This is a genomic window from Nonomuraea sp. NPDC050451 (assembly GCF_044458585.1).
Genome location: NZ_JBITHZ010000006.1, coordinates 47,945 through 70,064 on the forward strand (window position 1 = coordinate 47,945; position 22,120 = coordinate 70,064).

Here is a 22,120-nt window from a genome sequence, read left to right on the forward strand (position 1 = left end):
TGGGGCTGCGAGGGGAGTACTTCCCAAGTGCCGATCCGGTCAGTACGGACGTACCATGCGTCCCCGGACGGCCGCCCGCTACCCCCGGGTGAAGGAGACCTCGAACGGCTGAGCACGTTCGAGGAGGTTTCATGTCCGCGGGGACATTTCTGGCTGCGCCCGATCAGGGCAGCATCGCGTCCGTCACCTTGTGGGCGGTCACTGTGGCCGCCCTGGTTCTGCTGTTGGTGATCGACATCCTGCTGACCCGGCGTCCGCACGAGGTCCACATGCGCGAGGCCCTGGCTTGGTCCGCGTTCTACCTGGTGCTCCCGCTGGGCTTCGGCGCGTACCTGTGGGGCGCCTTCGGCACCGGTGTGGCGGTGGAGTTCTTCACCGGATACGTGGTGGAGAAGTCGTTGTCGGTGGACAACCTGTTCGTCTTCATGCTGCTCCTGACCGCCTTCGCCGTGCCGAACGAGCTGACCCAGCGGGTGCTCCTCTACGGCATCGTCGGGGCGCTCGTCCTGCGCGTGGTCTTCATCGCGCTGGGCGCGGCGGCGCTGCAGAGCGGCACGTGGGCGTTCCTGCTGTTCGGGGCGGTCCTGATCGTCACCGCCGGCAAGGTGCTCAGGGAGGCGCTGAAGGGGGAGGACCAGCACGTGGACGTCTCCTCCATGCGCAGCGTCCGGCTGCTGCGCCGGTTCGTCCCGGTCACCCCCGACTACCGCGGCTTCCGCCTGATGGTGCGCGAGCACGGACGCCTGGCGGTCACCCCGCTGGCCCTGGCCACCGTGGCGGTGTTCGCCACCGACATCGTCTTCGCCGTCGACTCGGTGCCCGCCGTCTACGGCGTGACCGAGGACCCCTTCCTCGTCTTCGCCACCAACGCCTTCGCGCTGCTGGGCCTGCGGGCGCTGTACTTCGTGCTGCGGGACGCGCTGGCCAAGCTGCGGCACCTCAACCACGGCCTGGCCGTCATCCTGGCCTTCATCGGCGTCAAGCTGGTCCTGCACTGGGCGCACGGCATCTGGGCGTGGGTGCCCGAGATCCCCACCCTCGCCTCGCTCGGCGTCATCGTCGGGGTCCTGCTCACCGTCACGCTCACCAGCCTGTACGCCGGCCGGCGCGCCGACGATGCCGAGCGTCCCAAGGTGCTCCAGCACGACGCGGTCGACCAGTGAGACCGGCGACCGGGCGGGGCCGCGCGGACCCGGTCGTCAGGGAGAGGCGGCGAGGCCGTCCAGGGTGACGGTGATGTGGCGGTCGGCGGCGGCGGGGGACACCTGCTCGTGGAGCCACGCGGCGGCGGACGTGAGAGCGGTCACGTCCGCGCCGGTCGCGTCGGCGCGCAGGGCGCCCGATTCGCGCCCCTGCGCCACGAGCCGCTCGCCGATCTCGGCCATCCGGACGCACGAGGCGTGCAGCTCCGACGCCTCGTCGTCGAGGCCGCCGGCGATCAACGCCGCCAGGCCGCGATAGGTGGCGGCGTGCGCGGTGGCCGCGCGGACCCAGGCGGCGAGCGCGTCCGGCGCCGGGCCGGTCAGGAGCCCGTCGCCGAGCTCGAACAGGGCCGCGTTGCGGTCCCTGAGCAGCGCGCCGATCAGGGCGCGGCGGCTGGGGAAGTGGCCGTAGAGCGTGCCGATGGCCACCCCGGCGCGCCGGGCGACGCCCTCCAGGCTGGACTCCACGCCCTGCTCCCTGAAGGCGGCGTCGGCCTCGGCGAGCAGGCGCTCGTAGTTGCGGCGGGCGTCGGCGCGGGGCCGTCGGGTCGTGGTCATGCGGGCTTCCCTAGTAATTCGAGGCTGCCTCGATATAGCCTTAATCGAGGTTGCCTCAGTTTAGCGGAAGGCTTGTCATGATCTTGGTTACCGGAGCCACCGGATCCATCGGCACGCACCTCGTGCGGCTTCTCCAGGAGAAGGGGGTGGAGTTCAAGGCGCTCGTCCGCGACGAGGGCAGGGGGCGGGCCCTGGGCTGCGACGTCGTGATCGGGGACTTCGACGACCCCGGCTCCCTCGCCGCCGCCATGAAGGGCGTCGACCGGCTCTTCCTCAACGCCGGCGGCGCCCAGCCGGTGGAGGGCGAGCAGCCGATGGTCCGCCAGCAGAAGGCGGCGATCGACGCGGCGCGGGCCGCCGGGGTGTCGAGGGTGGTGAAGGTGTCGGTCTCGGGCGCCCAGCGGGGCGGCCGCCTGGCCCAGGGCGCGCACTGGGAGATCGAGGAGTATCTCAAGGCGTCGGGGCTCGGCTGGTCGATGCTGCGGCCGAGTGGATTCATGCAGAACTTCCTGACCGGGACGGCGGCCTTCACCGCCGAGGGCAAGCTCCTCGACGGTTACGGGGGTGCGCGGGTGTCGTACATCGACTGCCATGACATCGCCGCCTGCGCCGCCGCCCTGCTCACCGGGTCGGGCGGCCTCGGCGAGACGTACGAGCTCACGGGCCCCCAGGCGCTCACCTACGCCGAGCTCGCGCAGGAGCTCTCAGCCGCGCTGGGCCGGACCGTCGGGCACGCCGAGCTGTCCCCGGACGAGCTGGCCGCCGGGGTGCGCGCGCAGGGGCTGCCCGCGCGGTTCGCCGACGACCTGGCCGAGCTCTCCCGGCAGGTGGCGAGCGGCTCGCTGGCCGCCACGACGACCGCGGTCAGGGACCTGACGGGTCGTGAGCCCCGGACGTTCGGGGAGTTCCTGGCGGCCGACGCGACGGCACTGCGACGGGCCTTCACGGCGGGCTGAGTCGCCGTTCATCGACTCGTGAGCTCGCCGGGGTCCTTCGCCAGCGCGGCGAGCCACTGCAGGAGCAGTGCCCGCTCGGCCTCGGTCAGCGCGCCCGGGCGGCCGGTGGTCAGCAGGGCCGAGAGCCGCAGCGCCGCCGTGGCCAGCGAGGTGTCGCCGGGCGCGGCGGCGTCGTCCACGAGCAGGGCCGCGTGCACCGCGTCGCGCACCCGGTGCGACAGCTCCGGATCCCGGTACGTCTCCGGCTGCGTCACCAGACTCAGGGCCACGCCGATGTTGGCCGACATGACGGCCTGCGCGGCGGCGTCCGGGTCGACGCGGAGCCGGCCGGCGGCGGCGCACCGGACCAGCACCTCCCGCAGCAGGCGCAGTGCCTCCTTCGCCGCGCCGGGCACCTCGGCCAGGCTCGGCGAGAACATCATCCGGTAGACCGCCGGATGGGCCACGGCGAACGCCACATGCGTGTCCCAGCCCTCCCTGAGGTCGGCCACGGGGTCGTCCGACGGCCGTGCGGCCCGCTTGACCGCCAGATACCGGTCGAACCCGTGGTCCACGACGGCGCTGAGCAGGCCGTTCTTGTCGCCGAAGAGCCGGTAGAGGACCGGCGCCCCCACCCCCACGGCATCGCAGACCGCCCGGGTGGAGACATCCCTGTCGGGGGACTCGTCGAGCAGCTTCTCGGCCGCCTCCAGCATCTGGGTTCGAACATCCATGAAACAACGATAACAGCATGCTCGTAGCGGCGCTACGAAGTTGTGATAACGTTGCTCTCGTAAGAGCGAAACGCTGCTAAGCCAGGGGGTTTGACATGGCACATCCTCGTGTCGCGCTCGTCACCGGAGGGTCGGGAGGCATGGGCAGGAGCATCGCGGAGCGCCTCGCCGCCGACGGCATGACGGTCGTGGTCCACTACGCGGGCAACCCGGCCCGGGCCGAGGAGACCGTCGAGGCCATCACCGGCCGGGGCGGCACCGCGAGCTCGGTGCGGGCCGACGTCGCAGACGAGTCGCAGGTGGCGGCGATGTTCGACGAAGTGGAGGAGCTGTATGGCGGCGTGGACGTGGTCGTGCACACCGCGGGCGTCATGCTCCTGTCGCCGCTGGCCGACCTGAAGCTCGACGACCTCGACCGCATGCACCGCACGAACATCCGCGGCACCTTCGTCGTGGACCAGCAGGCCGCCCGCCGCGTCCGCCCCGGCGGCGCGATCATCAACTTCTCGTCGTCGGTGACCAAGCTCGCCCTCACCGGCTACACCGCGTACGCCGCCACCAAGGGAGCGGTCGACGCGATCACGCTCATCCTCGCCAAGGAGCTGCGCGGGCGCGACATCACCGTCAACGCCGTCGCCCCCGGGCCCACCGCCACCCCGCTGTTCCTGGACGGCAAGGAGCAGGAGGTGATCGACCGCCTGGCGGGCCTGGCGCCGCTCGAACGCCTCGGCACCCCTGACGACATCGCCGAGGTGGTCGCCTTCCTCGCCGGCCCGGCCCGCTGGGTGAACGGCCAGATCCTGTACGCCAACGGCGGAGTCGTCTGACGCGAGCATTGACACCTCGTAGGCGATAAGTGGAACAATGCGCGTTTTGTGTTATCGGAACGGTGACACTCCTGTCTCCTGATCGGAGCAGCGGAGGCTCCGGATCGAGGTGATGGATGTACGCGCGTCCGACGTACGAGGTCGAAACGGTGCTCGCGGCCAGGGCGGGCGACCGCGACGCGATCGACGAGCTGGTCAGGAGCCACCTGCCGCTCGTCTACAACATCGTGGGCCGCGCCATGAACGGCCACCCCGACGTGGACGACGTCGTACAGGAGACGATGGCCAGGGTCGTGACCGGCGTGTCCGGGCTGCGCGACCCCGACAGCTTCCGCTCCTGGCTCGTCGCCATCGCCCTCAACCAGGTACGCGAGTGGCGGCAGGCGCCGCACGCCGCGCTCGCCGCCATCGACGAGGCGATGGGCCTGGCCGACGCGGCCTCCGACTTCGCCGCGCTCACCGTCACCCGGCTCGGCCTGTCCGGGCAGCGCAAGGAGGCCGCCGAGGCGGCCCGCTGGCTCGACGCCGACGACCGCGAGGTGCTCGCGCTGTGGTGGATGGAGGTGGCCGGCGAGCTGGCCAGGGCCGAGCTGGCCGCCGCGCTGGGGACGAACGAGCAGCACGCCGCCGTACGCGTCCAGCGCGCCAAACGCCGCCTGGAGACCGCCCGCGCGGTGGTGCGCGCACTGGCGGTCCGCCCGCCCTGCCCCGAGCTGGCCGCCGTGGCGCAGACGTGGAACGGCGCCCCGTCCGACCTGTGGCGCAAGCGGCTGTCCCGGCACGTGCGCGACTGCCCGGTCTGCGGCGAGCACCTCGCCGACCTGGTGCCGGCCGAGCGGCTGCTGGCCGGGCTCGGCCTGGTGGCCGTCCCCGCCGGCATCGCCGCCGGTCTGCTGGAGATCGCGCGTACGGCCGCCGCGCCGGCGCTCAAGGGCGGCCTGCTGGCCAAGGGCAAGGTGGCGGCGGGCTCGGCGCTGGCCGCCAAGCCGATCGCGGTCACCGCGGCCGGCGCCACGCTGATCGCCGGGGGAGCGGTGGTCGTCCAGACCCTCCTGCCCGAGCCCGCGCCGCCCCGCCGGGCCACGCCGGTGGTCGTGTCGTCCTCGCCCGCCTCCTCGCCCGTCTCCTCACCTCGCCCGGCCAGGCCCGCGCGGAGCCCGTACGGACTGACGGTCGACGCGGTGGACCAGGCGCCGCCCAGGAACCGGCCGCCCGCCCCGCTGCCCCGGCGACCCGGCGGCACGGTCGCCATCGGCGGCAAGCACGGATACTCCAGGTTCGGCGGAGCCCCGTCGATCACCCACAGGGGCGACTACGTCACCATCTCCGGCCGCGGCTACGTCCAGGTCCGCTGGGGCATCCTCTACCGCAACCGCGTCGGCCCCTTCCTGCCCGCGACCTGGACCGGGCTCAAGGGCAAGCTGTTCCACGTGGCGTCGGGCGGCGGCCGGCGGATGGACGACGAGCAGGCGCCCGGCGTCACCTGGATGGGCTCGCCCGAGACCGGCTTCGTCCGGCTGCCGCGCGGCCAGCAGCAGATGTGGCAGAACGAGTTCTACTACCTCGACGGCCGCGTCACCCTCCACAACAACGAGAGCGGCACGGACATCGACCTCACCGTCGCGCCCAGGACCTGGCAGGAGGTCTGGGCCGACCTCTCGGCCAGGCCCGACCCGGCCAAGGGCATCGTCCGGTACGGCCTGACCCGCGACACCGGCGACGACCGCGCCCCCGTCCCCCAGTACGTCACCAGGGCGGCGAACCCGGAGCGGATCCCGCAGCGAAGCCGGGTCTGAGATTTGTGTTATCCGGGCCGGCCGCGGCGGTCTCCTGTGACGAGAGTGACCCCTGAGGAAGGATCCATATGACCACGCAGCCCTCCCGCCGGAGCGTGCTGAAGGCGGCCGCGGCGACGGGCGCCGCCGCCGTACTGCCCGCGACCGCGGGCGCCGCCGTACTGCCCGCCGTGCCCGCGGCCGCGGCGGCCTTCAAGCATCCCGGCCTGCTGCACACGCAGGCCGACTTCGACCGGATACGGGCCCAGGTGAACGCCGGCGCCCAGCCGTGGAAGGCCGGCTGGGACAGGCTGACGGCCAACGGGCGCTCCAAGAGCACCTGGAAGCCGCGCCCGCTCGAGACGGTGGTCAGGGGCGGCACGGGCGCGAACCACGTCCAGCTCGCCATCGACGTGGCCGCCGCCTACCAGAACGCGCTGCGCTGGAAGATCAGCGGGGAGAAGGCGCACGGCGACGCCGCCCGCGACATCCTCAACGCCTGGTCGGCCGCGCTCAAGGCGGTCACCGGCAACGCCGACCGCTACCTGGCGGCCGGGATCCTCGGCTGGCAGTTCGCCAACGTCGCCGAGATCATGCGCGGCTACCCCGGCTTCGACTTCGAGCGCTTCACGAAGATGATGCTGACGGTCTTCTACCCGATGAACGACCGGTTCCTGAAGGAGCACAACGGCGCCTGCATCACCAACTACTGGGCCAACTGGGACCTGTGCAGCATGGCCTCCGTGCTGGCCATCGGCGTCCTGTGCGACGACCGCGCCAAGGTCGACCAGGCCGTCGAGTACTTCAAGCACGGCAAGGGCAACGGCTCCATCATGAACGCGGTGCCGTTCCTGCACCCCGGCGGGCTCGGGCAGTGGCAGGAGAGCGGCCGCGACCAGGGGCACACCAGCGTCGGCGTCGGGTGGATGGGCGTGATCTGCGAGATGGCCTGGAACCAGGGCATCGACCTGTACGGCTACGCGGAAGGGGGCGGTGGGGACTACGGCGGCTCCAAGTACGACCACCTCGGCTTCGGCACCCTGACCTTCACCCGCGCCACGGCGGGGAGCGGCGGCGGGCTGCTCGCGACGGGGGTGCCGAGGGTGTTCCGGTCGGTCAACCGCCCGCAGGCGTACATCCAGGCGACGGGCCGGCTCGGGGCGGAGCCGGTCACCCTTCGCGTCGTGCCCGGTCTGGACGACGCCAAGGCCTACTCCTTCGTCGACCCCGAGGGGCACTACCTGCGGCATCGCGACTTCCTGATCCGCTTCGAGGCCAACGACGGGACCGCCCTGTTCCACGCCGACACCTCCTTCCACCCCACCCCACCCGCCTAACCCCCGAGGTCAGGCCCCGCCACCCGGCCGCCTGAGCGCCCGTCGACGGCAATGCCCACCCCGCCCACCCACCCCACCCACCCGCCCCGTCCACCTGGCCCGCTCACCCGGCCCGCCGTTCGGCTGGCTCGGCGTACGTCGGCGACGGGGCGGTTTTACCGCGCGTCTCCCCGAGGGACCCCAGCCGAAGTGCGGCCCGTACTACGGCTGGGTCCTTCGGGGGAGCGCGAGGAGGGGAGCCGTCGGCCGGTGCTGCCGTCCGCTCGGCCAGCCCCGGTGCACGGCCGCGCTCGGCCCCGCCCTGCCCATCCGCCCGGCCCCGCTGGTCCGCCTCGCCCCGCGTCCGCCTCGCGTCCACCCCGCCTCGCGCTGGCCCCGCTCCGTCCCAAGGCGGGCGGGGGTTAGTCGGCGTGGGCGTATTGGGTGGCTTGGAGGCGGTACAGGGCGGCGTATGAGCCGCCCACGCGCATCAGGCTCTGGTGGGTGCCGTGCTCCACGACCTTCCCGCCCTCGAACACGTAGATGCGGTCCGCGCGCGTCACCGACGTGAGGCGGTGGGTGATGAGGATGACCGTGCGCCCGATGGCGGCCAGGCCCGCGACCTTGTCGAAGATCTCGATCTCCGCCCTCGGGTCGAGCGCCGAGGTCGGTTCGTCGAAGACGAGCACGGACGCGTCCCGGAACCACGCGCGGCCCAGCCCGATGCGCTGCCACTGCCCTCCCGACAGCTCGGTCCCGCCCATGAACTCCCGGGCCAGCAGCGTCTCCCAGCCGTCGGGGAGGGAGGCCACCACGGCGTCCGCGCCGCTGGCCGCACCGGCGCGCCTCAGGCGTTCGCGGTCCTCGGCCTGGTCGGCGCGGCCGAGGGCCAGGTTGACGCGGGCCGTGGCGGGCCAGCGGGCGAAGTCCTGAGCGACGAGGGCGACCCGGTCGAAGACGCTGCGGCGGCTCAGGAGCTCGATGGGTACGCCGCCCCAGCTGACGCTGCCGCCGGTCGGCAGGTAGAGCCCGGCCAGCAGCTTGGCCAGGGTGCTCTTGCCGGAGCCGTTGGCGCCGACGAGGGCCACGATCTCGCCCGGCAGGATCCGGACGCTGACGCCGTCGAGCGCGGGCCGGGCCTGCCCGGGGTAGGCGAAGGTGAGGTTGTCGGCCCGGATCTCGACGGGGTGCGGCGGAAGGGGTACGGGTCCGCTGCGCATGCGCTGCCTGGCGGCCTCCGCGCAGGCCCGTTCCCATTCCATGACGAACAGGCCCTGCTCGTACACCTGGTTGATCGACATCACCAGGCTGGTCAGCCCGGCCTTGGCGGTGCGGATGGCGATGACGGCGGCACCGGCGGCGGCGAGCGGGATGGCGTCGGCGATCAGCAGCCCCGCGAGGGTGGCGTACGTGATCGCGGTCGCGACGCCGGAGACGGCGTCCCCGGCGAGCGAGAGGCGGGCCTCGTCCTGGCCCAGCCGGGCCTGTTCGCCCTCGGCCCGCGAGGAGAGCCGGCCGTAGTGCCCGAGCAGGAACGGGCCCGCGCCGTGGGCGCGGATCTCAGGTGCGACGTCGGGCCGGGTGAGCAGCCCGCTGAGCACCTCGAGCTGCCGGGTGAGCTCCAGTTGCCGCTTGACGGAGGCGAAGCGGGCGCGGGCCGAGCGTACGGCGCTCCAGCCCTTCGGCACGACCGTGGCCAGCAGGAGCGGCAGGAGCAGCGGATGGAGCACCCCGAGCACGCTCCCGACGGCGAGCAGGGTGGTGAGCCCGGCGAGCAGCTGGGCCGCCTGCGTGATCACGATGCGCGCCGAGCGGGTGCCCTGCCTGGCGGCTTCCAGGAGGTTGTGGAACCCCGCCTCCTCCAGCGCCGCCAGCTCCGCGCCGGCGGCCCCCTCCAGGAGGCGCGTGTAGGCCAGGCGTTCGATCTTGGGCCCCAGCCGGCTGACCGCCGCCTTGCTGATCGCCCGCATGACGCTGCCGGTCGCGGCCGCGCCGGCCATCGCGGTCAGCGCGGGGACGCCCGCCGCGATCCGCTCCGCCGTCGGGCCGCCGGTCATGAGAGGCACGAGCACCCGGTACGTGGCCAGCAGCGTGACCACCGTCGCCACCCCGCCGAGGAACTCGGCGACCAGTACGGCGACGAGGGCCCTCGGCGCCGCCTGCCGCGCCAGCCGCACCGTGACCGAGATCAGGCCGGGCAACTCGCGCAGCATCGACACGAAGCCGGTACGCAGTCCCGCCCCTTCGTGCTTGAGCTGGCCGATCGACAGGCGGATGCCCCGGCCGAACAGCGGGTCGCGCCCGGGGACCCCGCGGACCGACGCGTCGTGGGCGCCCGCGCGATGCCGCCCCATCAGGCCGCCAGGAACATGGGCGCGGCCTCCAGGTCACCCGTCACGGCCAGCAGCGCGAGGGCGATCCCCGCCGCGCCGTTGAGCAGGCCGGGTCCGGCCACGTCGAAGCCGAGCGGCAGGCGGCTGTCGTAGGCGGCGCACAGCCGATCGAAGAGCATCTCCACCGCCGTTCCGAACTCAGCGCCCGTGAAGGTCGCCGTCATCAGCATCAGCCCGGCGAGCCCGTGACACACGCCGAGCGATTCCAGCCCCCACCCGTCCGGGGCTTCGAGCAGCTCGGCCATCGCGGCGCGGGCGGCGCGGCGGTAGCGGGGCTCGTCCAGCGTCTCCCCGGCCAGCCACAGCGCCCGCGCCACGCCCGGAACCCCGTAGCACCACGACGCCCGCCGCGGCGAGGAGTACGTCCGCGCGCCGTCCACACCCGCGGGCCACGCCGTCCCCCACTCGTCCTGGACCGCCGCGTCGAGCAGCCACTCGGCCAGCGCCTGCACGGCGGGCCGCGCGAGCTCCCCGACCTGCCCGCTGAGCAGGGACAGTACGGCGAGCGGCCCCGCGACCCCGTGGGCCAGGCCGCAGTCGGCGTATCCGTCCCCGACGGACCAGCCCGGCGGGATCCGGCGCATGGGGAACGGCGGGCACGCCGAGGCGCCCCGCACGAGATCGCGGGCCACGGCCTCCAGGCCGGGGGACGGAGGTCTCATGAGCAGGTAGGCGGCGGCGCCCGCCGTCCCGTCGATGAGATCGTGGCCCGCCACGGGCCCCACCGCCGCGTCGAGCCGCCCGAGCACCTTCCCGTAACGGCCCGCGCGCCGCCCCATCAGCGCCGCCGCGACCCCGAATCCGGCGAGCCCGCCGGAGAAAAGTCCGGCCGTTCCCGCCGGTCCGCTAAATGTGACGTCCTTAAGAATATGATGCCCGGACACGTCCCATTCTGAATTCGGCGCCAGGCCATCCAGCACCGCATAAAGCGGGACTAGTCCGAGTTTTCCGCGCGCCAGCGAATCAGGCCCCGGAGAAGGGGCCGGAGAAAGGGTTTCCGGCCGGGCCAGGCGGGCCGCCACCTCTTGCGCGATGGCCAGGGCGGCGGCCCTACGTGCGTCGGTGATCAGATGCACCGGCCCGGCGCCTTGGCCCCGTACGTGGGCGTACACGTGCCGCAGTCCTGCGTGTGGGCGCACGTCCCGCTCCACGACACCTGGGTCCCGCAGGTCTCGTCGGAGCCGCTGCAGGCGTAGATCGACGGCACGGCGCCGGACTCCATGACGAGTTCGATGTCGAGGTCGAACACGTCCTCGCTGAGGTCGATCTGGGCCACTGGGCTCATATCGTCTGCCTTTCTTCGTTGATTTCCCTCGTAAGAGTTGATCGGGGAGTGACCTTACAGAGCGGACGGACTTGAGGCCGCCGTTTCGAATAACTTGAAAGGGTTTTACGGTCGGAGAAAATCGATGGTACGGTCCTCAGTCAACCCGGACAGAGGCAAGGGGGCAGCGGGTGACCGACAAGGCAGGATTCATCGCCGCCGACTTCGCGTTGCTGCGGATGGGCGCGCTCCCGGCGGCGCGCGGGCACGAGACGCGCAGCGACCACGGCGACCCGGCGGGATACCTCCGGACCGTCACCGCCGACCCGCTGGTCAGGGAGGCGATCGCGGTCTCCAGCCCGTCGCTCGCCCACACGCTCGACGCCGTGCACGAGGGTCGCCCGGTCGACCCGAAGAAGTTGCGCCGCGCCGTCGTCTCCGCGACCCGCTACGTGCTGCGCATGGCCACCAGGCCGACTCCGTTCGGCCTGATGGCGGGGGTGGCGGCGGCCCGCTTCGACGACTCGGCCAAGGCCAGGATCGGCGCGCACCACCAGAAGGGGGTGCGCCCCGACACGGCCTGGCTGCTCGCGCTGATCCGCGACCACGAGCGCGACCCCGAGGTGCTGCGGCGGTTGCGGGTCGTGCTCAACGACCTGTGCTTCGCCCGCGGCGACCGGCTGGCCCTGCCGTACCTCCCGCAGGACGGCGAGGGCGCGGTGCTCGAGGTGTCGGTCCGCCTGACCGCTCTGGTCCGCGCGGTGATGGAGCGGGCGCGGCGGCCGGTGCTGTTCGGCGAGCTGGCGGACCAGCTCCGCGCGGCCTTCCCGCAGGGGACGCGCGAGCAGGTGGAGGGTGTGCTCGCGCAGCTCGTCGAGCGTACGGTGCTGCTGACCGAGCTGGTTCCCCCCGACGACGCCCCCGACCCGGTCGCGCACGTCGCGAGCCGGTTGCCGCCCGACGAGGGGCTCGCGGCGGTCTCCGCGGCGCTGCGCGCCTACACCGAGCCCGCGCCGGGCGAGGGGATGTTCGCCTGGAACGACCTGCTCCGCGCCACCAGGCGGTTGCGCCCCGACCACCACGCGCCGCACGTGGACCTGAAGCTCGACGTGGACGTGCGGCTCCCGCGCGAGGTGGCGGCCGAGTTCGAGTCCATGTCCGGCGTCCTGACCCGCATCACCCCGCCCGACCAGGGCTCCGACGCTCTGCGCCGCTACTTCGAGGAGTTCGTGACGAGGTACGGCATCGCCCGGCTCGTCCCGATCAAGGAGCTGCTGGACCCCGAGTTCGGGCTGGGCGCCCCGGCCGGCTACCGGGCCTCCGAGCGCGCGGACGCCGACCCCGAGCGAAACCGCTACCGCGACAAGGTGCTCGGCGAGCTGGCCCAGGGCGCGGTCTTCGACGGCGTGCGCGAGGTGGAGCTGGACGACGCCACGCTCGCCCGGCTGGCCACCGCGGACGACGGGCGGTTGCCCGAGGTGCTGGAGATCGGCGCCCACCTGCTGGCCGACTCGGTGGAGGCGCTGGACCGGGGCGACTTCCGGCTGGTGCTCGCGAACATGCCGATCTCGCGCCGTGGCGGGGCCCTGAGCGGGCGGTTCACGTACCTCCTCGGTGAGCTGCGCGACCAGACGGCGCGGCTGTGGCGCGAGGGCGGGGGCGCGGTGCCGGCGCAGGTGACGTTCCAGCCGGCGTGGTCGCGGATCTCGAACGTGGCCCGCGTGCCGATCCTGGCCGACCGCACGCTGCCCATCGGCCGGTACGCCGACCGCGGCGACCCGTCGGTGCTCACCCTCGACGATTTGGCGGTGGGGGCCACCGGCGAGCGGCTGTTCCTGTTCTGCCCGCGGCTCGGCACGGAGATCGTGCCCGCCACCCTCCACATGCTTGTGGTCCCCCGCGTCGCCCTGGAGCTGGTCCGCTTCATCTACGAGCTGGGCGAGGACCGGCACCGGGCGTGCCAGGTTTGGGACTGGGCCGGAGCGGGCGCCACGCTGCCGTTCCTGCCGCGCGTGCGCCGCGACCGCACGATCCTGGCCTCGGCGATCTGGAGGCCCGCCGCCGAGCTCAACGACAAGAAGGCGCCGGACGCCGACTGGGACCGGAGCTTCGACGCCTGGCGCGAGCGGTGGCGGGTGCCGGACGAGGTCTACCTGACCAACGGCGACAACCGCATCGGGCTCGACCTCGACGCCCCGCTGCACCGCCGGATCCTCCGCGACGAGCTGGCCCGCAGGCCGAGCACCCTGCTGGTGGAGTCGCCGGGCGGCACCGGGTTCGGGACGGCCTGGCTGGGCGGCCACGCCAACGAGGTGGTCGTGACGCTCCGCTCGGCCGCGCCGGAGCCCGCGGTGCGCACCTCGGCCCGCGCGGGGACGCAGGTCGTGCGGCACCATCCCGGCGGCGAGTGGCTGTTCGCCAAGCTGTACGCCTCGGCCGACCGGCACACGGACCTGCTCAGGCAGCGGCTCCCCGTCCTGCTGGACGCGCTGCCCGAGGGCGTCGACCGCTGGTTCTTCATCCGCTACTTCGATCCCGCCGCCCACCTGCGCCTGCGCTTCCACGGGGATCCGGCCCTGCTCCACCGCGGCGTGCTGCCCCTGGTGCACGACTGGGCCGCCGACCTGTGCCGGGCCGGGCTCGCCCGCACCGTGCAGCTCGACACGTACGAGCCGGAGATCGACCGGTACGGCGGGGCGGAGGCGCTGGAGGCGGCCGAGCGGGTGTTCGCGGCCGACAGCGACGCGGTGCTGGCGCAGCTGCGCCTCCAGCTCGACCTGCGGCCGGAGCTTCTCGCCGCGGCCAACTACGCCGACCTGGCCCGCGCCTTCCACGGGCCGGGGTGGGAGGAGCGGCTGCTGGCCGAGTACCCGGTGGACGAGCACCATCGCGCGTTCCAGGCGATCAGGCGCAACGCCGTCGAGGTCGTCGGCGGCGCGGGCCTCGACCCGCGGCTGGAGGAGATCTGGCGGGCCCGAAGGCCGGCGGTGGCCGCGTACGGCGAGCTGATCCGCTCGCTGAGGCGCAGGTCACCCCTCCAGGCGCTGCTGCACATGCATCACAACCGGCTGGTCGGCGCCTCCAAGACCGCCGAGAGCGCCTCGTACGCCATCGCCCGCGGCGCCGTCCAGGCCCTCCGCGACCGGGCGAGGCACGGGCGATGACAGAGATAGCGGAGATCGTCGAGGAGGTCGCGCGGCGGCTGGCCGACCCCGTGGAGGTGGCCCGGGTGGCCTCGGCCAACCAGGACCGGCTCTCCGACGGCCGGCAGCCGCTGGTCTGGCACGCGATGTCGCTGAACGAGGGCTATCTCGGCGTCGCGCTCCTGCACAGCGAGCTCGGCCGCCGCGAGAGCGCCCACGCGTTCCTCGCCGCCGCCGCCAGATCCCAGGCGGGGCGGCACGGGCTGATCGACGGGCTGCCGGCGCTGCTGTTCGCGATCAGGGCGGCGGTGAGCCGGCCGGGCGACTACGCCGGGCTGCTGGCCCGCGCGGAGCCGGCCGTGCGGGAGCTGATCAAGCATCGCGCCGAGGACGAGACGCGCCGGGGCGAGGTGCGCTTCAGCGCCTACGACGTCATCGAGGGGCTCACCGGCCTGGGCCGCCTGGCGCTGTCGTACGGCGACACGGAGCCGCTGGCGTACCTGATCGCCCTGACCGAGCCGAGCTCGGAGAACGTCCCCGGCTGGCTCGTGTCGCACGCCTCCGTCATGGGCGCGCCCGCCGGCGAGGGCCACTTCAACCTCGGCCTCGCCCACGGGATCCCCGGCCCGCTGGCCCTGCTCGCCATCGCCCACCGCGAGGGCTTCCGGCTGCCGGGTCATGAGGAGGCGATGGAGCGCATCGCGACCTGGCTGCTCGAATGGGCGCACGACGGCTCCTGGCCGCCCGTCGTCCCCCTGCGGCAGCAGCTCGAGCGAGCCGTCCCCGCCAGGCCGCCCACCCGGCCCGCGTGGTGCTACGGCGCCGCGGGCGTCGCCCGCGCCCTCTTCCTGGCGGGGCAGGCGCTCGACCGGCCGGAGTGGCGGGAGGCCGCCCTGCTCGGGCTGCGCACGGCGCTCGCCCGCCCCTGGGACGAATGGGGCATGGTCGACGCGGGCCTGTGCCACGGCTGGGCCGGGATGCTGCACGTCACCTGCCGCGTGGCGCGGGAGACCGGCGACGAGGCACTGCTCGAAGCGGCCGACGGGCTGGCCGCGCGGGTCGCCGGCGAGTTCCGCCCCGAGGCCCCGTTCGGCTTCCGGTACTCCGCGACGGGAGGCGCCGAGGTGGCTCCGGACCGCGTGGGGTTGCTCGAAGGAGCGGCCGGGATCGCGCTCGCGCTGCACCACTACGCGGCCGGCCGGCCACCCGCGACGGGCTGGGACGCCGCCCTGCTGCTCGACTGACTTATGAGGAGATGGACCATGTTGAGCCTCGCCGACCTCGTGGGGGACGAATTCCCGGCCCGGCGGGCGGTCTTCCGTCCGGGCGCGGTGCCGGATCCCGGCGAGATCGCCTCCGTGGCGGACGTCGACCGCGTCCTCACCGGCAGCGGCCTGCGGGCGCCCGGGATCCGCGTGGTCAAGGACGGGGCCGTCATCCCCTCGGCCCACTACACGTCGCCGTCGACCTTCGGCTACGCCGGTCTCGACGACGTGGTCGATCCGGGCAAGGTGGTCCGGCTCTACCGCGAGGGCGCGACCCTCGTCCTGGGCACCGTGAACCTCCTGCTCCCGCGCCTGCACGAGCTCTGCAAGACCGTCGAGCGGGACGTCGGGCACCCCGTGGACGCCAACGTCTATGTCGCGCCGCCGGGCGCGCGGGCGTTCGACGTCCACTGCGACGCCCAGGACATCATCGTGATCCAGGCGCACGGCGCCAAGCAGTGGACGCTGTTCGACGACATCGTGCCGAACCCCGGCGGCGGGAAGGTCGTCGCCACCGAGGGCGACGGCTCCACGTACGAGCTGCGCGCGGGCGACGTGCTCCACGTCCCGCGCGGGATGCCGCACCTGGTGCGGACGGCCGCCTCCGCCTCCGTCCACATCACGATCAGCGTCAACACCCTGACCTGGGCGGGCCTGCTGAAGGGGTTCGTCACCGACCTCCTGCGCTCCGACGAGTACGCCGTGGCGCTGCCCATGGGCGCCGGCCTCGCCGAGCGCGTCCAGCCCATGGTCAGGCAGTACGCCGACCGTCTCGCGGCGGCGCTGACCGAGGCCGCCACCGCGCCCGCCGTCCACGAGATGATCTACAGCAGGCCCGCCTTCGGGGAGGCGCACCAGGGCGGACTCTTCAGCCAGGCGCTGCTCGGCGTCTCGATCGGGCTGTCCGACCGGATCGCGCTGCGTCCCGGCACCTGGCCGCTGATCGGCGAGTCGCGGATCAAGACCGGCGACCGGACCTTCCGCGTGCCGGGCGCGGTCGCGGCGGCCTGCGAACTCCTCACGAGCGGCCCCGTGAAGGTCAGCGAGCTCTCCGGCAACCCCGCCGAGGCCGTCAAGATCGCTCAGGCTCTGGTCGAGCTAGGTCTGTGCGCGCCGCCCGCTCCCTGAGCACGGTCTTCTGGATCTTTCCCGTGGAGGTCTTCGGCAGCTCGCAGAAGGACACCGCCTTGGGCGCCTTGAAGCGCGCGATCCGCCCCCGTACGTGCTCGATCAGCTCGGCCTCGGTGGCCCTCCACCCGGCGGCCAGGCTCACGTAAGCCACGGGCACCTCGCCCCAGTGGGCGTCGGGCCGCGCGACGACCGCGGCCTCCTCCACCGCCGGATGGCTCACCAGGGCGTTCTCCACCTCGACCGAGGCGATGTTCTCGCCGCCCGAGATGATCACGTCCTTCGCGCGGTCCACCAGCCGCACGTAGCCGTCGGGGTGCAGCACCGCCAGGTCGCCGGTCCGGAACCAGCCGTCGGGCGCGGCCCCGGCCGTGGCCTCGGGGTCGCGGTGGTAACCCACCATGACGTCGTTGCCGCGTACCGCGATCTCGCCGACCGTGGTGGCGTCGGCCGGCACGTCGCCGCCCTTGTCGTCGACGACCCTGATCCGCTGGGCGATCACGTTGCCCACGCCCTGCCTGGCGGTCAGGGCGGCCAGCTCGCCGACGTCCAGGTCGCGCCACTCGGGCTGCGGCTGGCAGATCACCGCTGGTCCGTACGTCTCGGTGAGCCCGTACAGGTGGATCACGTCGATCCCCGCCCGCAGCGCCCGCCCGAGCAGGACGGGGCTCGGCGGCGCGCCGCCCACGCAGGCGAGCAGGCGCGGTTCGAGCGGGTCGGCGGGCGCGGCCGGGTGGGCCAGCAGGGACGTGAGCACCGTCGGGGCGCCGCACAGGTGGGTGACGCGCTGCTCGCGGATCAGCCGCCAGGCCGTTCCCGGCTCCACCTTGCGCAGGCAGACGTGGCGGCCGCCGGCCAGGGTCACCGCCCAGGGGAAGGACCACCCGTGGCAGTGGAACATGGGCAGGGTCCACAGGTAGCCGCTCGCGGCGTCGAGCCGGGTGTGCATGGCCATGGCCAGGGCCTGCAGGTAGGCGCCCCGGTGGTGGTAGACGACGCCCTTCGGCCGCCCGGTCGTCCCGCTCGTGACAGCCGGATGTTCATCGGCACCAGGACCGCGCCGGCCGCCGGCACGCCGAACGTCGCCTCCAGCAGCAGGTGACCGTTGGCGCTCAGCGCCGCCACCCGGTCGCCCGGCCGCACCCCGGTCGCGGCGAGCCCGCCGGCCAGCCGCCGCACCCGCTCCCACAGCTCCGCGTACGTGAACGCGAGCTCCCCGTCCACGACCGCGACCCGCCGCGCGAACACGGCCGCCGACCGTTCGAGAAAGCTCGTCGGGGTCAGGGGCTCGAACGACAGACCGGGCATCGACCCTCCCCGGGGGATGTTGGGGTGCCGCTATTGATCGTCGCACGCGGGCACGGGCGCGGCCAGCGGGAACCGGGCGAGGACGCCGTTCACGTAGCTGAAGACCGCGGAGACGACGGCCGCGCAGCCCGCGATCGCGAAGCTCCATCCCGCTCCGGCGCCGGACAGCACGGCCCCCGTCACGGCTCCGGCCAGGCTGCTGCCGACGAGCCTGACCAGGGCGTTCACGCCGCCGGCCGCCGCCGTCTTGGCCGGCTCGACGTGCTCGACCGCCATCGTGCCGAGCGCCGCGTACCCGAGGCCGATGCCGACGCCCAGGACGGCTGAGGCCGCGTACAGGCCGAGGGGCGTCCCGGAGGAGGTGGCCAGCCCGAACGCCGTGCAGGCCACCAGCACCGACCCGGCGCCGACCAGCGCGGACGCCGAGAACCTGCGCATCAGGCGGCCCGCCGACAGCGACACGGCCAGCATCAGCAGCGCCGCCGGCAGCAGGTACAGGCCCACCCGCAGCACCGAGGCGCCCTGCGCCTGGGCCACGGCCGACAACGTGGTGATCGTGCCGAACAGCGCGAACCCGAGCAGCAGCGAGGCCACCGTCGCCCCGACCGTGCCGCGGTGGAGCAGCATCGGGATCTCGATCAGCGGTGACGCGCTCCGCCGGGCCTGCACCACCCACCCGCCGAACAGCACCGCGCCCGCCACCGACAGCCCGAGGACGCCTGGCGACGTCCAGCCCCAGGCCGCGCCCTGGCTGATGGCCAGCAGCAGGCAGACCAGCCAGCCGGCCGTCAGGATCGCGCCCGCCACGTCGGGGCGCCCGCGCAGCGCGGGGCCGGCGGGCTCGCGCACGAAGACGACGACCAGGGCGAGGCTCGCCGCGCCCAGCCCGGCCAGGATCCAGAACAGCGCCTGGTAGGTGCCCCCGGCCAGGCCCGCGAGGATCATGCCCGCGCCGCTGCCGAGCCCGATCATCGCGCTCAGCACGCCGATGGCCGTCGGGAGCCGGTCCCGCGCCACGGCCTGCCTGGCGATGCCGATGGCCAGGGGGAGTAAGGACGCGGCCACGCCCTGCAGCACCCGGCCGGCGATCATGACGGGCAGCGTGGTGGCGAGGGCGCTGAGCACCGATCCGGCCACCAGCAGGCCCAGCGCGGCCAGCGCCACGGGGCGCCGGCCGTAGAGGTCGCCGAGCCGCGACAGCAGCGGGATGGTGACCGCGCCGGAGAGCAGGGCGGCGGTGAGGGCCCAGGAGACGGCGGTCAGGGGCGCGTGGAGCTGCCGCTGCAGGACGGGCAGCATCGGCACCACCGCCGTCATCTGCAGCGTCCCGACGGCCACGCCGAACGCGAGCACGCCGATGGCGGCCCAAGGGTTTTTATACACGTATAGAAAGTAGCATGGCGCCGGGATATTCCGTGGAGCCGCCCGGAGCCGGGTACCGCTGGGCCTGGAGGGGGAGCCCGCCGGACCCGCTCCCGCCGCAGGGCTCCTGGGAGATCGTGCACTGGTGCCCGGAGGCCGCGGACGCGGCCATGAGCGGCATGCCGGTCGCGGTCGTCTGGCACTTCCAGCTCGGCCCTCGTCCCTGAACGACCCGCACCCCGGTGAGGCCTTTCCTGGGCTAGGTTGAGGCTCGAGGAGAAGGAGGCGACATGCGCACCAGGCTGCCTGCCGCGTTGCTCCTTCTCCTGTCGTGGTTCCTGCCGCCCTCCGCCCACGCCCAGGTCGCCTCGCACGTCGTGGCGGTGCAGGCGAGGGTCCAGGAACACCCGGGGCTCCAGCGGGAGCCGTACCGGGAGGCCGTGGGTCAGGCCCGGCACGGCCTGCTCGGCACCGCCGGACCCGCGGGGCCGGCCGTGCTGCCGTCGGTCCTGCCGCGGCCGCGGCGGGCCTGGGTGGCCGTGGTCGCGAGCCCGGCCGCCGACGTCCCCGCCGACCGCCGGCCGGCGGCGGCCCCCGCGCGGGGGCCTCCCTCCACAGGGTGCTGAAGATCCCCTTTTCGCACATCTGAGCCTGTGGAGGCTTTCATGTTCCGTGCGCCTGTTTGGCGTGCGGTGACGGCCCTTGCCGTCATCGCGATCTCCTCGGTCCTGGCCCTGGTCAGCGCCCCGCGCCTGGGCCTGGACCTGCGCGGTGGCACCCAGCTCGTCTTCGAGACGAGAGACTCGCCCACCGTCAAGGCCGACTCGGCCGCCACCGACCGCGCCCTCGACGTGCTCCGCCAGCGGGCGGACGCGCTCGGCGTGGTCGATCCCACCCTGGTCCGCTCCGGCGAGCGGCGGATCATCGTCGAGCTGCCCGGCGTGCTCGACCCGCGGCAGGCGGCCGAGGTCATCGGCCGTACCGCGCAGCTCGCCTTCCACCCCGTCCTCGGTGACGAGGGCGGCGTACGCGACGAGAACGGCGGGCAATTGCGGCTCGGGCCCGCCGCCATCACCGGCGACGGCATCGCCGACGCCGTCGAGCAGAGCGACCCCCAGCGCGGCCCCGGCTGGTGGGTGAGCATCGACTTCCGCGACGCCGGCGCCTGGCAGCGGATGAGCGGCGCGGCGGCGTGCGAGCCGGTGGGCGACCCCAAGCGCCGGATCGCGATCGTGCTCGACGACGAGGTCATCTCCTCGCCGCCGCTCGACCCGTCGATCCCCTGCCGTACCGGCATCCCGGGCGGGAGCGCCGACATCACGGGCTCGTTCACCCACGAAGAGGCCCGCGACCTGGCCGTGCTGATCAAGGGCGGCGCGCTGCCCGTGCCGCTCACCATCGTCGAGCAGCGCACGGTCGGCCCGACGCTCGGCGCGGCGGCCATCGAGGCGAGCGCCAAGGCGGCGGTCGCCGGGCTGGTCCTGACGGCCGCCTTCATCGTCGCGGTCTACCGGATGTCCGGGCTGCTCTCGACGATCGCGCTCGCCTGCTACGGCCTGATCTCGTACGCGGCGCTGGTGGCGATGGGGGCGACGTTCACGCTGCCCGGGCTGGCCGGGTTCGTGCTGGCGATCGGCATGGCCATCGACGCCAACGTGCTGGTCTTCGAGCGGGCCAGGGAGGAGTACGACCAGGGACGCGGCCGCGGGCTGAAGGCGGCCCTGAACCGGGGGTTCAGGAACGCCTGGAGTGCCATCGCCGACTCCAACGTCACCACCCTCATCGCCGCGGGCCTGCTGTTCTGGCTGGCCTCGGGGCCGGTCAAGGGCTTCGGCGTGACGCTGGCCGTCGGCGTGCTGGCCTCGCTGGTCTCGGCCATGCTGATCACCCGCGTGCTCGCCCACGCCGTCATCGGGCGGGTCGGGCCGCGCCTGTCGGGCCTGGGCTCGCCGGGAGCCGTACGGACCTGGCTGACGCGCAGGAACCCCCAGCTCATGAAGGCCAGGAGGCTGTGGCTGGCGATCGCGGGCACGCTGGTGGCGGCGGCCGTCGCCGGGCTGCTCGCCCGCGGGCTGAACTTCGGCGTGGAGTTCACCGGCGGGCGGCTCGTCGAGTTCGCCACCGCGAAGCCCCTGTCGGCCGACGCGGCCGGGCAGGCCGTCTCGCGGGCCGGGTTCCCCTCGGCGGTCGTGCAGGCGAGCGGCGACGGCGTCACCGTACGCGCCGGGCGGCTCGGCCTGGACGACGTGGCCAGGATCGAGCAGGAGCTGGAGCGGCAGGCGGGGGAGGTGACCAAGCGGAGCGAGGAGTTCGTCGGCCCGAGCCTGGGCCAGGAGCTGCGCCGCAACGCCCTCGTCGCGCTCGGCGTGGCCGTGTCCATGCAGCTGGCCTACCTGGCGATCAGGTTCAGGTGGACGTTCGGCGCGGCGGCGGTGCTGGCGCTGCTGGTGGACGTGACCGTGGTGGCGGGCATGTTCGCGTGGCTCGGCAAGCCGGTCGACGGGATCTTCCTGGCCGCGATGCTGACCATCGTCGGCTACTCGGTCAACGACAAGGTCGTGGTCTTCGACCGGGTACGCGAGCTCTGGTCGCTCCGTAACCCGTTCGCCACGGCGGTGAACTCGGCCATCCTGCAGACCATGCCGCGCACGGTCAACACCGGCCTCGGCGCGCTGTTCATCCTGCTCGCGCTCATGGCCTTCGGCGGGGACTCCCTGCGGGACTTCGCGCTGGCGCTGGTGACGGGGATCGTGGCGGGCACGCTGTCGTCCGCCTTCGTGGCCGGGCCGCTGGCCGTCTGGCTGTCGCGGTTCGACCGGAAGCCGCCTCCTGGGCCGCCCGTCAAGCGCCGGCGTGCCTCGGGGGCTGTGGTTTAAGTCCTTATTTGGGGACTTGAAAGTCCTCGTATGG

At 73.6% G+C, this 22,120-nt stretch carries 19 protein-coding genes; 11 read left to right on the top strand and 8 right to left on the bottom strand.

All coding sequences use genetic code 11. The annotated features are described in order from the left end of the window. Positions 1–131: 131 nt before the first annotated feature. On the top strand, positions 132–1,163 hold the full coding sequence (locus ACIBI9_RS21070) for a TerC/Alx family metal homeostasis membrane protein (RefSeq protein WP_397223841.1): 1,032 nt from the start codon (positions 132–134) through the stop codon (positions 1,161–1,163). Positions 1,164–1,199: 36 nt separating this feature from the next. On the opposite strand, the gene ACIBI9_RS21075 is transcribed toward ACIBI9_RS21070, so the two are convergent. After that, positions 1,200–1,760, bottom strand: coding sequence for a TetR/AcrR family transcriptional regulator (locus tag ACIBI9_RS21075; protein ID WP_397223842.1), 561 nt, complete (start codon positions 1,758–1,760; stop codon positions 1,200–1,202). A 77-nt stretch (positions 1,761–1,837) separates the two neighbouring features. Here ACIBI9_RS21075 and ACIBI9_RS21080 point away from each other — a divergent pair, with 77 nt between their 5' ends. After that, the gene (locus ACIBI9_RS21080) at positions 1,838–2,716 is read left to right on the top strand and encodes an NAD(P)H-binding protein (RefSeq protein ID WP_397223843.1); all 879 of its coding nucleotides are present in this window, start codon (positions 1,838–1,840) and stop codon (positions 2,714–2,716) included. A gap of 8 nt (positions 2,717–2,724) precedes the next feature. On the opposite strand, the gene ACIBI9_RS21085 is transcribed toward ACIBI9_RS21080, so the two are convergent. Further along, a complete protein-coding gene (locus tag ACIBI9_RS21085) occupies positions 2,725–3,429 on the bottom strand; it encodes a TetR/AcrR family transcriptional regulator (protein ID WP_397223844.1) in 705 nt (234 codons plus the stop codon). 95 nt (positions 3,430–3,524) lie between these two features. Between ACIBI9_RS21085 and ACIBI9_RS21090 the strand changes: the two genes are divergently transcribed. The 3 genes from ACIBI9_RS21090 (at position 3,525) to ACIBI9_RS21100 (ending at position 7,368) form a co-directional block, all read left to right on the top strand. Then, positions 3,525–4,256 carry an SDR family oxidoreductase gene (locus tag ACIBI9_RS21090; protein ID WP_397223845.1) on the top strand — a complete coding sequence of 244 codons (732 nt, stop codon included), beginning with the start codon at positions 3,525–3,527 and terminating at the stop codon, positions 4,254–4,256. 116 nt (positions 4,257–4,372) lie between these two features. Then, on the top strand, positions 4,373–6,052 hold the full coding sequence (locus tag ACIBI9_RS21095; protein WP_397223846.1) for an RNA polymerase sigma factor: 1,680 nt from the start codon (positions 4,373–4,375) through the stop codon (positions 6,050–6,052). Between the two features lie 68 nt (positions 6,053–6,120). Then, entirely contained in the window at positions 6,121–7,368 is a 1,248-nt protein-coding gene (locus ACIBI9_RS21100; protein WP_397223847.1) for an AbfB domain-containing protein, read from the top strand. A 401-nt stretch (positions 7,369–7,769) separates the two neighbouring features. On the opposite strand, the gene ACIBI9_RS21105 is transcribed toward ACIBI9_RS21100, so the two are convergent. The 3 genes from ACIBI9_RS21105 to ACIBI9_RS21115 are packed head-to-tail and all read right to left on the bottom strand — an operon-like array spanning position 7,770 to position 11,025. Next, positions 7,770–9,701, bottom strand: coding sequence for an ABC transporter ATP-binding protein (locus tag ACIBI9_RS21105; RefSeq protein WP_397223848.1), 1,932 nt, complete (start codon positions 9,699–9,701; stop codon positions 7,770–7,772). Then, the gene (locus ACIBI9_RS21110) at positions 9,701–10,891 is read right to left on the bottom strand and encodes a lanthionine synthetase LanC family protein (RefSeq protein ID WP_397223849.1); all 1,191 of its coding nucleotides are present in this window, start codon (positions 10,889–10,891) and stop codon (positions 9,701–9,703) included. The genes ACIBI9_RS21105 and ACIBI9_RS21110 overlap by 1 nt, the downstream gene beginning before the upstream one ends. After that, entirely contained in the window at positions 10,807–11,025 is a 219-nt protein-coding gene (locus tag ACIBI9_RS21115; protein ID WP_397223850.1) for a hypothetical protein, read from the bottom strand. Before ACIBI9_RS21115 ends, ACIBI9_RS21110 begins: the two co-directional genes overlap by 85 nt. 170 nt (positions 11,026–11,195) lie before the next feature. Between ACIBI9_RS21115 and ACIBI9_RS21120 the strand changes: the two genes are divergently transcribed. The 3 genes from ACIBI9_RS21120 to ACIBI9_RS21130 are packed head-to-tail and all read left to right on the top strand — an operon-like array spanning position 11,196 to position 16,540. Further along, the gene (locus ACIBI9_RS21120) at positions 11,196–14,168 is read left to right on the top strand and encodes a lantibiotic dehydratase (RefSeq protein WP_397223851.1); all 2,973 of its coding nucleotides are present in this window, start codon (positions 11,196–11,198) and stop codon (positions 14,166–14,168) included. After that, entirely contained in the window at positions 14,165–15,391 is a 1,227-nt protein-coding gene (locus ACIBI9_RS21125; protein ID WP_397223852.1) for a lanthionine synthetase C family protein, read from the top strand. The genes ACIBI9_RS21120 and ACIBI9_RS21125 overlap by 4 nt, the downstream gene beginning before the upstream one ends. Before the next feature lie 18 nt (positions 15,392–15,409). Beyond that, on the top strand, positions 15,410–16,540 hold the full coding sequence (locus ACIBI9_RS21130) for a JmjC domain-containing protein (RefSeq protein ID WP_397223853.1): 1,131 nt from the start codon (positions 15,410–15,412) through the stop codon (positions 16,538–16,540). Here ACIBI9_RS21130 and ACIBI9_RS21135 read toward each other — a convergent pair. Genes ACIBI9_RS21135 through ACIBI9_RS21145 form a run of 3 tightly spaced genes read right to left on the bottom strand, consistent with a single transcriptional unit; the run spans position 16,485 to position 19,231 of the window. Next, on the bottom strand, positions 16,485–17,510 hold the full coding sequence (locus ACIBI9_RS21135) for an AMP-binding protein (protein ID WP_397224185.1): 1,026 nt from the start codon (positions 17,508–17,510) through the stop codon (positions 16,485–16,487). The genes ACIBI9_RS21130 and ACIBI9_RS21135 overlap by 56 nt on opposite strands. Next, a complete protein-coding gene (locus ACIBI9_RS21140) occupies positions 17,402–17,848 on the bottom strand; it encodes an AMP-binding protein (protein WP_397223854.1) in 447 nt (148 codons plus the stop codon). The genes ACIBI9_RS21135 and ACIBI9_RS21140 overlap by 109 nt, the downstream gene beginning before the upstream one ends. Before the next feature lie 30 nt (positions 17,849–17,878). Continuing rightward, positions 17,879–19,231 (bottom strand): MFS transporter, encoded by a 1,353-nt coding sequence (locus ACIBI9_RS21145; RefSeq protein WP_397223855.1) that lies wholly within the window; start codon positions 19,229–19,231, stop codon positions 17,879–17,881. A gap of 14 nt (positions 19,232–19,245) precedes the next feature. Between ACIBI9_RS21145 and ACIBI9_RS21150 the strand changes: the two genes are divergently transcribed. The 3 genes from ACIBI9_RS21150 to secD all read left to right on the top strand — a co-directional run bounded on the left by ACIBI9_RS21150 (position 19,246) and on the right by secD (position 22,086). Further along, positions 19,246–19,437, top strand: coding sequence for a hypothetical protein (locus ACIBI9_RS21150; RefSeq protein WP_397223856.1), 192 nt, complete (start codon positions 19,246–19,248; stop codon positions 19,435–19,437). 63 nt (positions 19,438–19,500) lie between these two features. Beyond that, a complete protein-coding gene (locus ACIBI9_RS21155) occupies positions 19,501–19,836 on the top strand; it encodes a hypothetical protein (RefSeq protein ID WP_397223857.1) in 336 nt (111 codons plus the stop codon). A gap of 39 nt (positions 19,837–19,875) precedes the next feature. Beyond that, the gene (secD, locus tag ACIBI9_RS21160; protein WP_397223858.1) at positions 19,876–22,086 is read left to right on the top strand and encodes a protein translocase subunit SecD; all 2,211 of its coding nucleotides are present in this window, start codon (positions 19,876–19,878) and stop codon (positions 22,084–22,086) included. Positions 22,087–22,120: the final 34 nt, after the last annotated feature.

What these genes read in the sequence shown, in the direction of transcription:
- secD (WP_397223858.1), top strand. Translation starts at nt 19,876, where the DNA reads ATGTTCCGTGCGCCTGTTTGGCGTGCGGTGACGGCCCTTGCCGTCATC.
- ACIBI9_RS21085 (WP_397223844.1), bottom strand. Translation starts at nt 3,429, where the DNA reads ATGGATGTTCGAACCCAGATGCTGGAGGCGGCCGAGAAGCTGCTCGAC.
- ACIBI9_RS21155 (WP_397223857.1), top strand. Translation starts at nt 19,501, where the DNA reads ATGCGCACCAGGCTGCCTGCCGCGTTGCTCCTTCTCCTGTCGTGGTTC.
- ACIBI9_RS21130 (WP_397223853.1), top strand. Translation starts at nt 15,410, where the DNA reads ATGTTGAGCCTCGCCGACCTCGTGGGGGACGAATTCCCGGCCCGGCGG.
- ACIBI9_RS21095 (WP_397223846.1), top strand. Translation starts at nt 4,373, where the DNA reads ATGTACGCGCGTCCGACGTACGAGGTCGAAACGGTGCTCGCGGCCAGG.
- ACIBI9_RS21115 (WP_397223850.1), bottom strand. Translation starts at nt 11,025, where the DNA reads ATGAGCCCAGTGGCCCAGATCGACCTCAGCGAGGACGTGTTCGACCTC.
- ACIBI9_RS21150 (WP_397223856.1), top strand. Translation starts at nt 19,246, where the DNA reads ATGGCGCCGGGATATTCCGTGGAGCCGCCCGGAGCCGGGTACCGCTGG.
- ACIBI9_RS21105 (WP_397223848.1), bottom strand. Translation starts at nt 9,701, where the DNA reads ATGGGGCGGCATCGCGCGGGCGCCCACGACGCGTCGGTCCGCGGGGTC.
- ACIBI9_RS21070 (WP_397223841.1), top strand. Translation starts at nt 132, where the DNA reads ATGTCCGCGGGGACATTTCTGGCTGCGCCCGATCAGGGCAGCATCGCG.
- ACIBI9_RS21100 (WP_397223847.1), top strand. Translation starts at nt 6,121, where the DNA reads ATGACCACGCAGCCCTCCCGCCGGAGCGTGCTGAAGGCGGCCGCGGCG.
- ACIBI9_RS21125 (WP_397223852.1), top strand. Translation starts at nt 14,165, where the DNA reads ATGACAGAGATAGCGGAGATCGTCGAGGAGGTCGCGCGGCGGCTGGCC.
- ACIBI9_RS21080 (WP_397223843.1), top strand. Translation starts at nt 1,838, where the DNA reads ATGATCTTGGTTACCGGAGCCACCGGATCCATCGGCACGCACCTCGTG.
- ACIBI9_RS21075 (WP_397223842.1), bottom strand. Translation starts at nt 1,760, where the DNA reads ATGACCACGACCCGACGGCCCCGCGCCGACGCCCGCCGCAACTACGAG.
- ACIBI9_RS21090 (WP_397223845.1), top strand. Translation starts at nt 3,525, where the DNA reads ATGGCACATCCTCGTGTCGCGCTCGTCACCGGAGGGTCGGGAGGCATG.
- ACIBI9_RS21140 (WP_397223854.1), bottom strand. Translation starts at nt 17,848, where the DNA reads ATGCCCGGTCTGTCGTTCGAGCCCCTGACCCCGACGAGCTTTCTCGAA.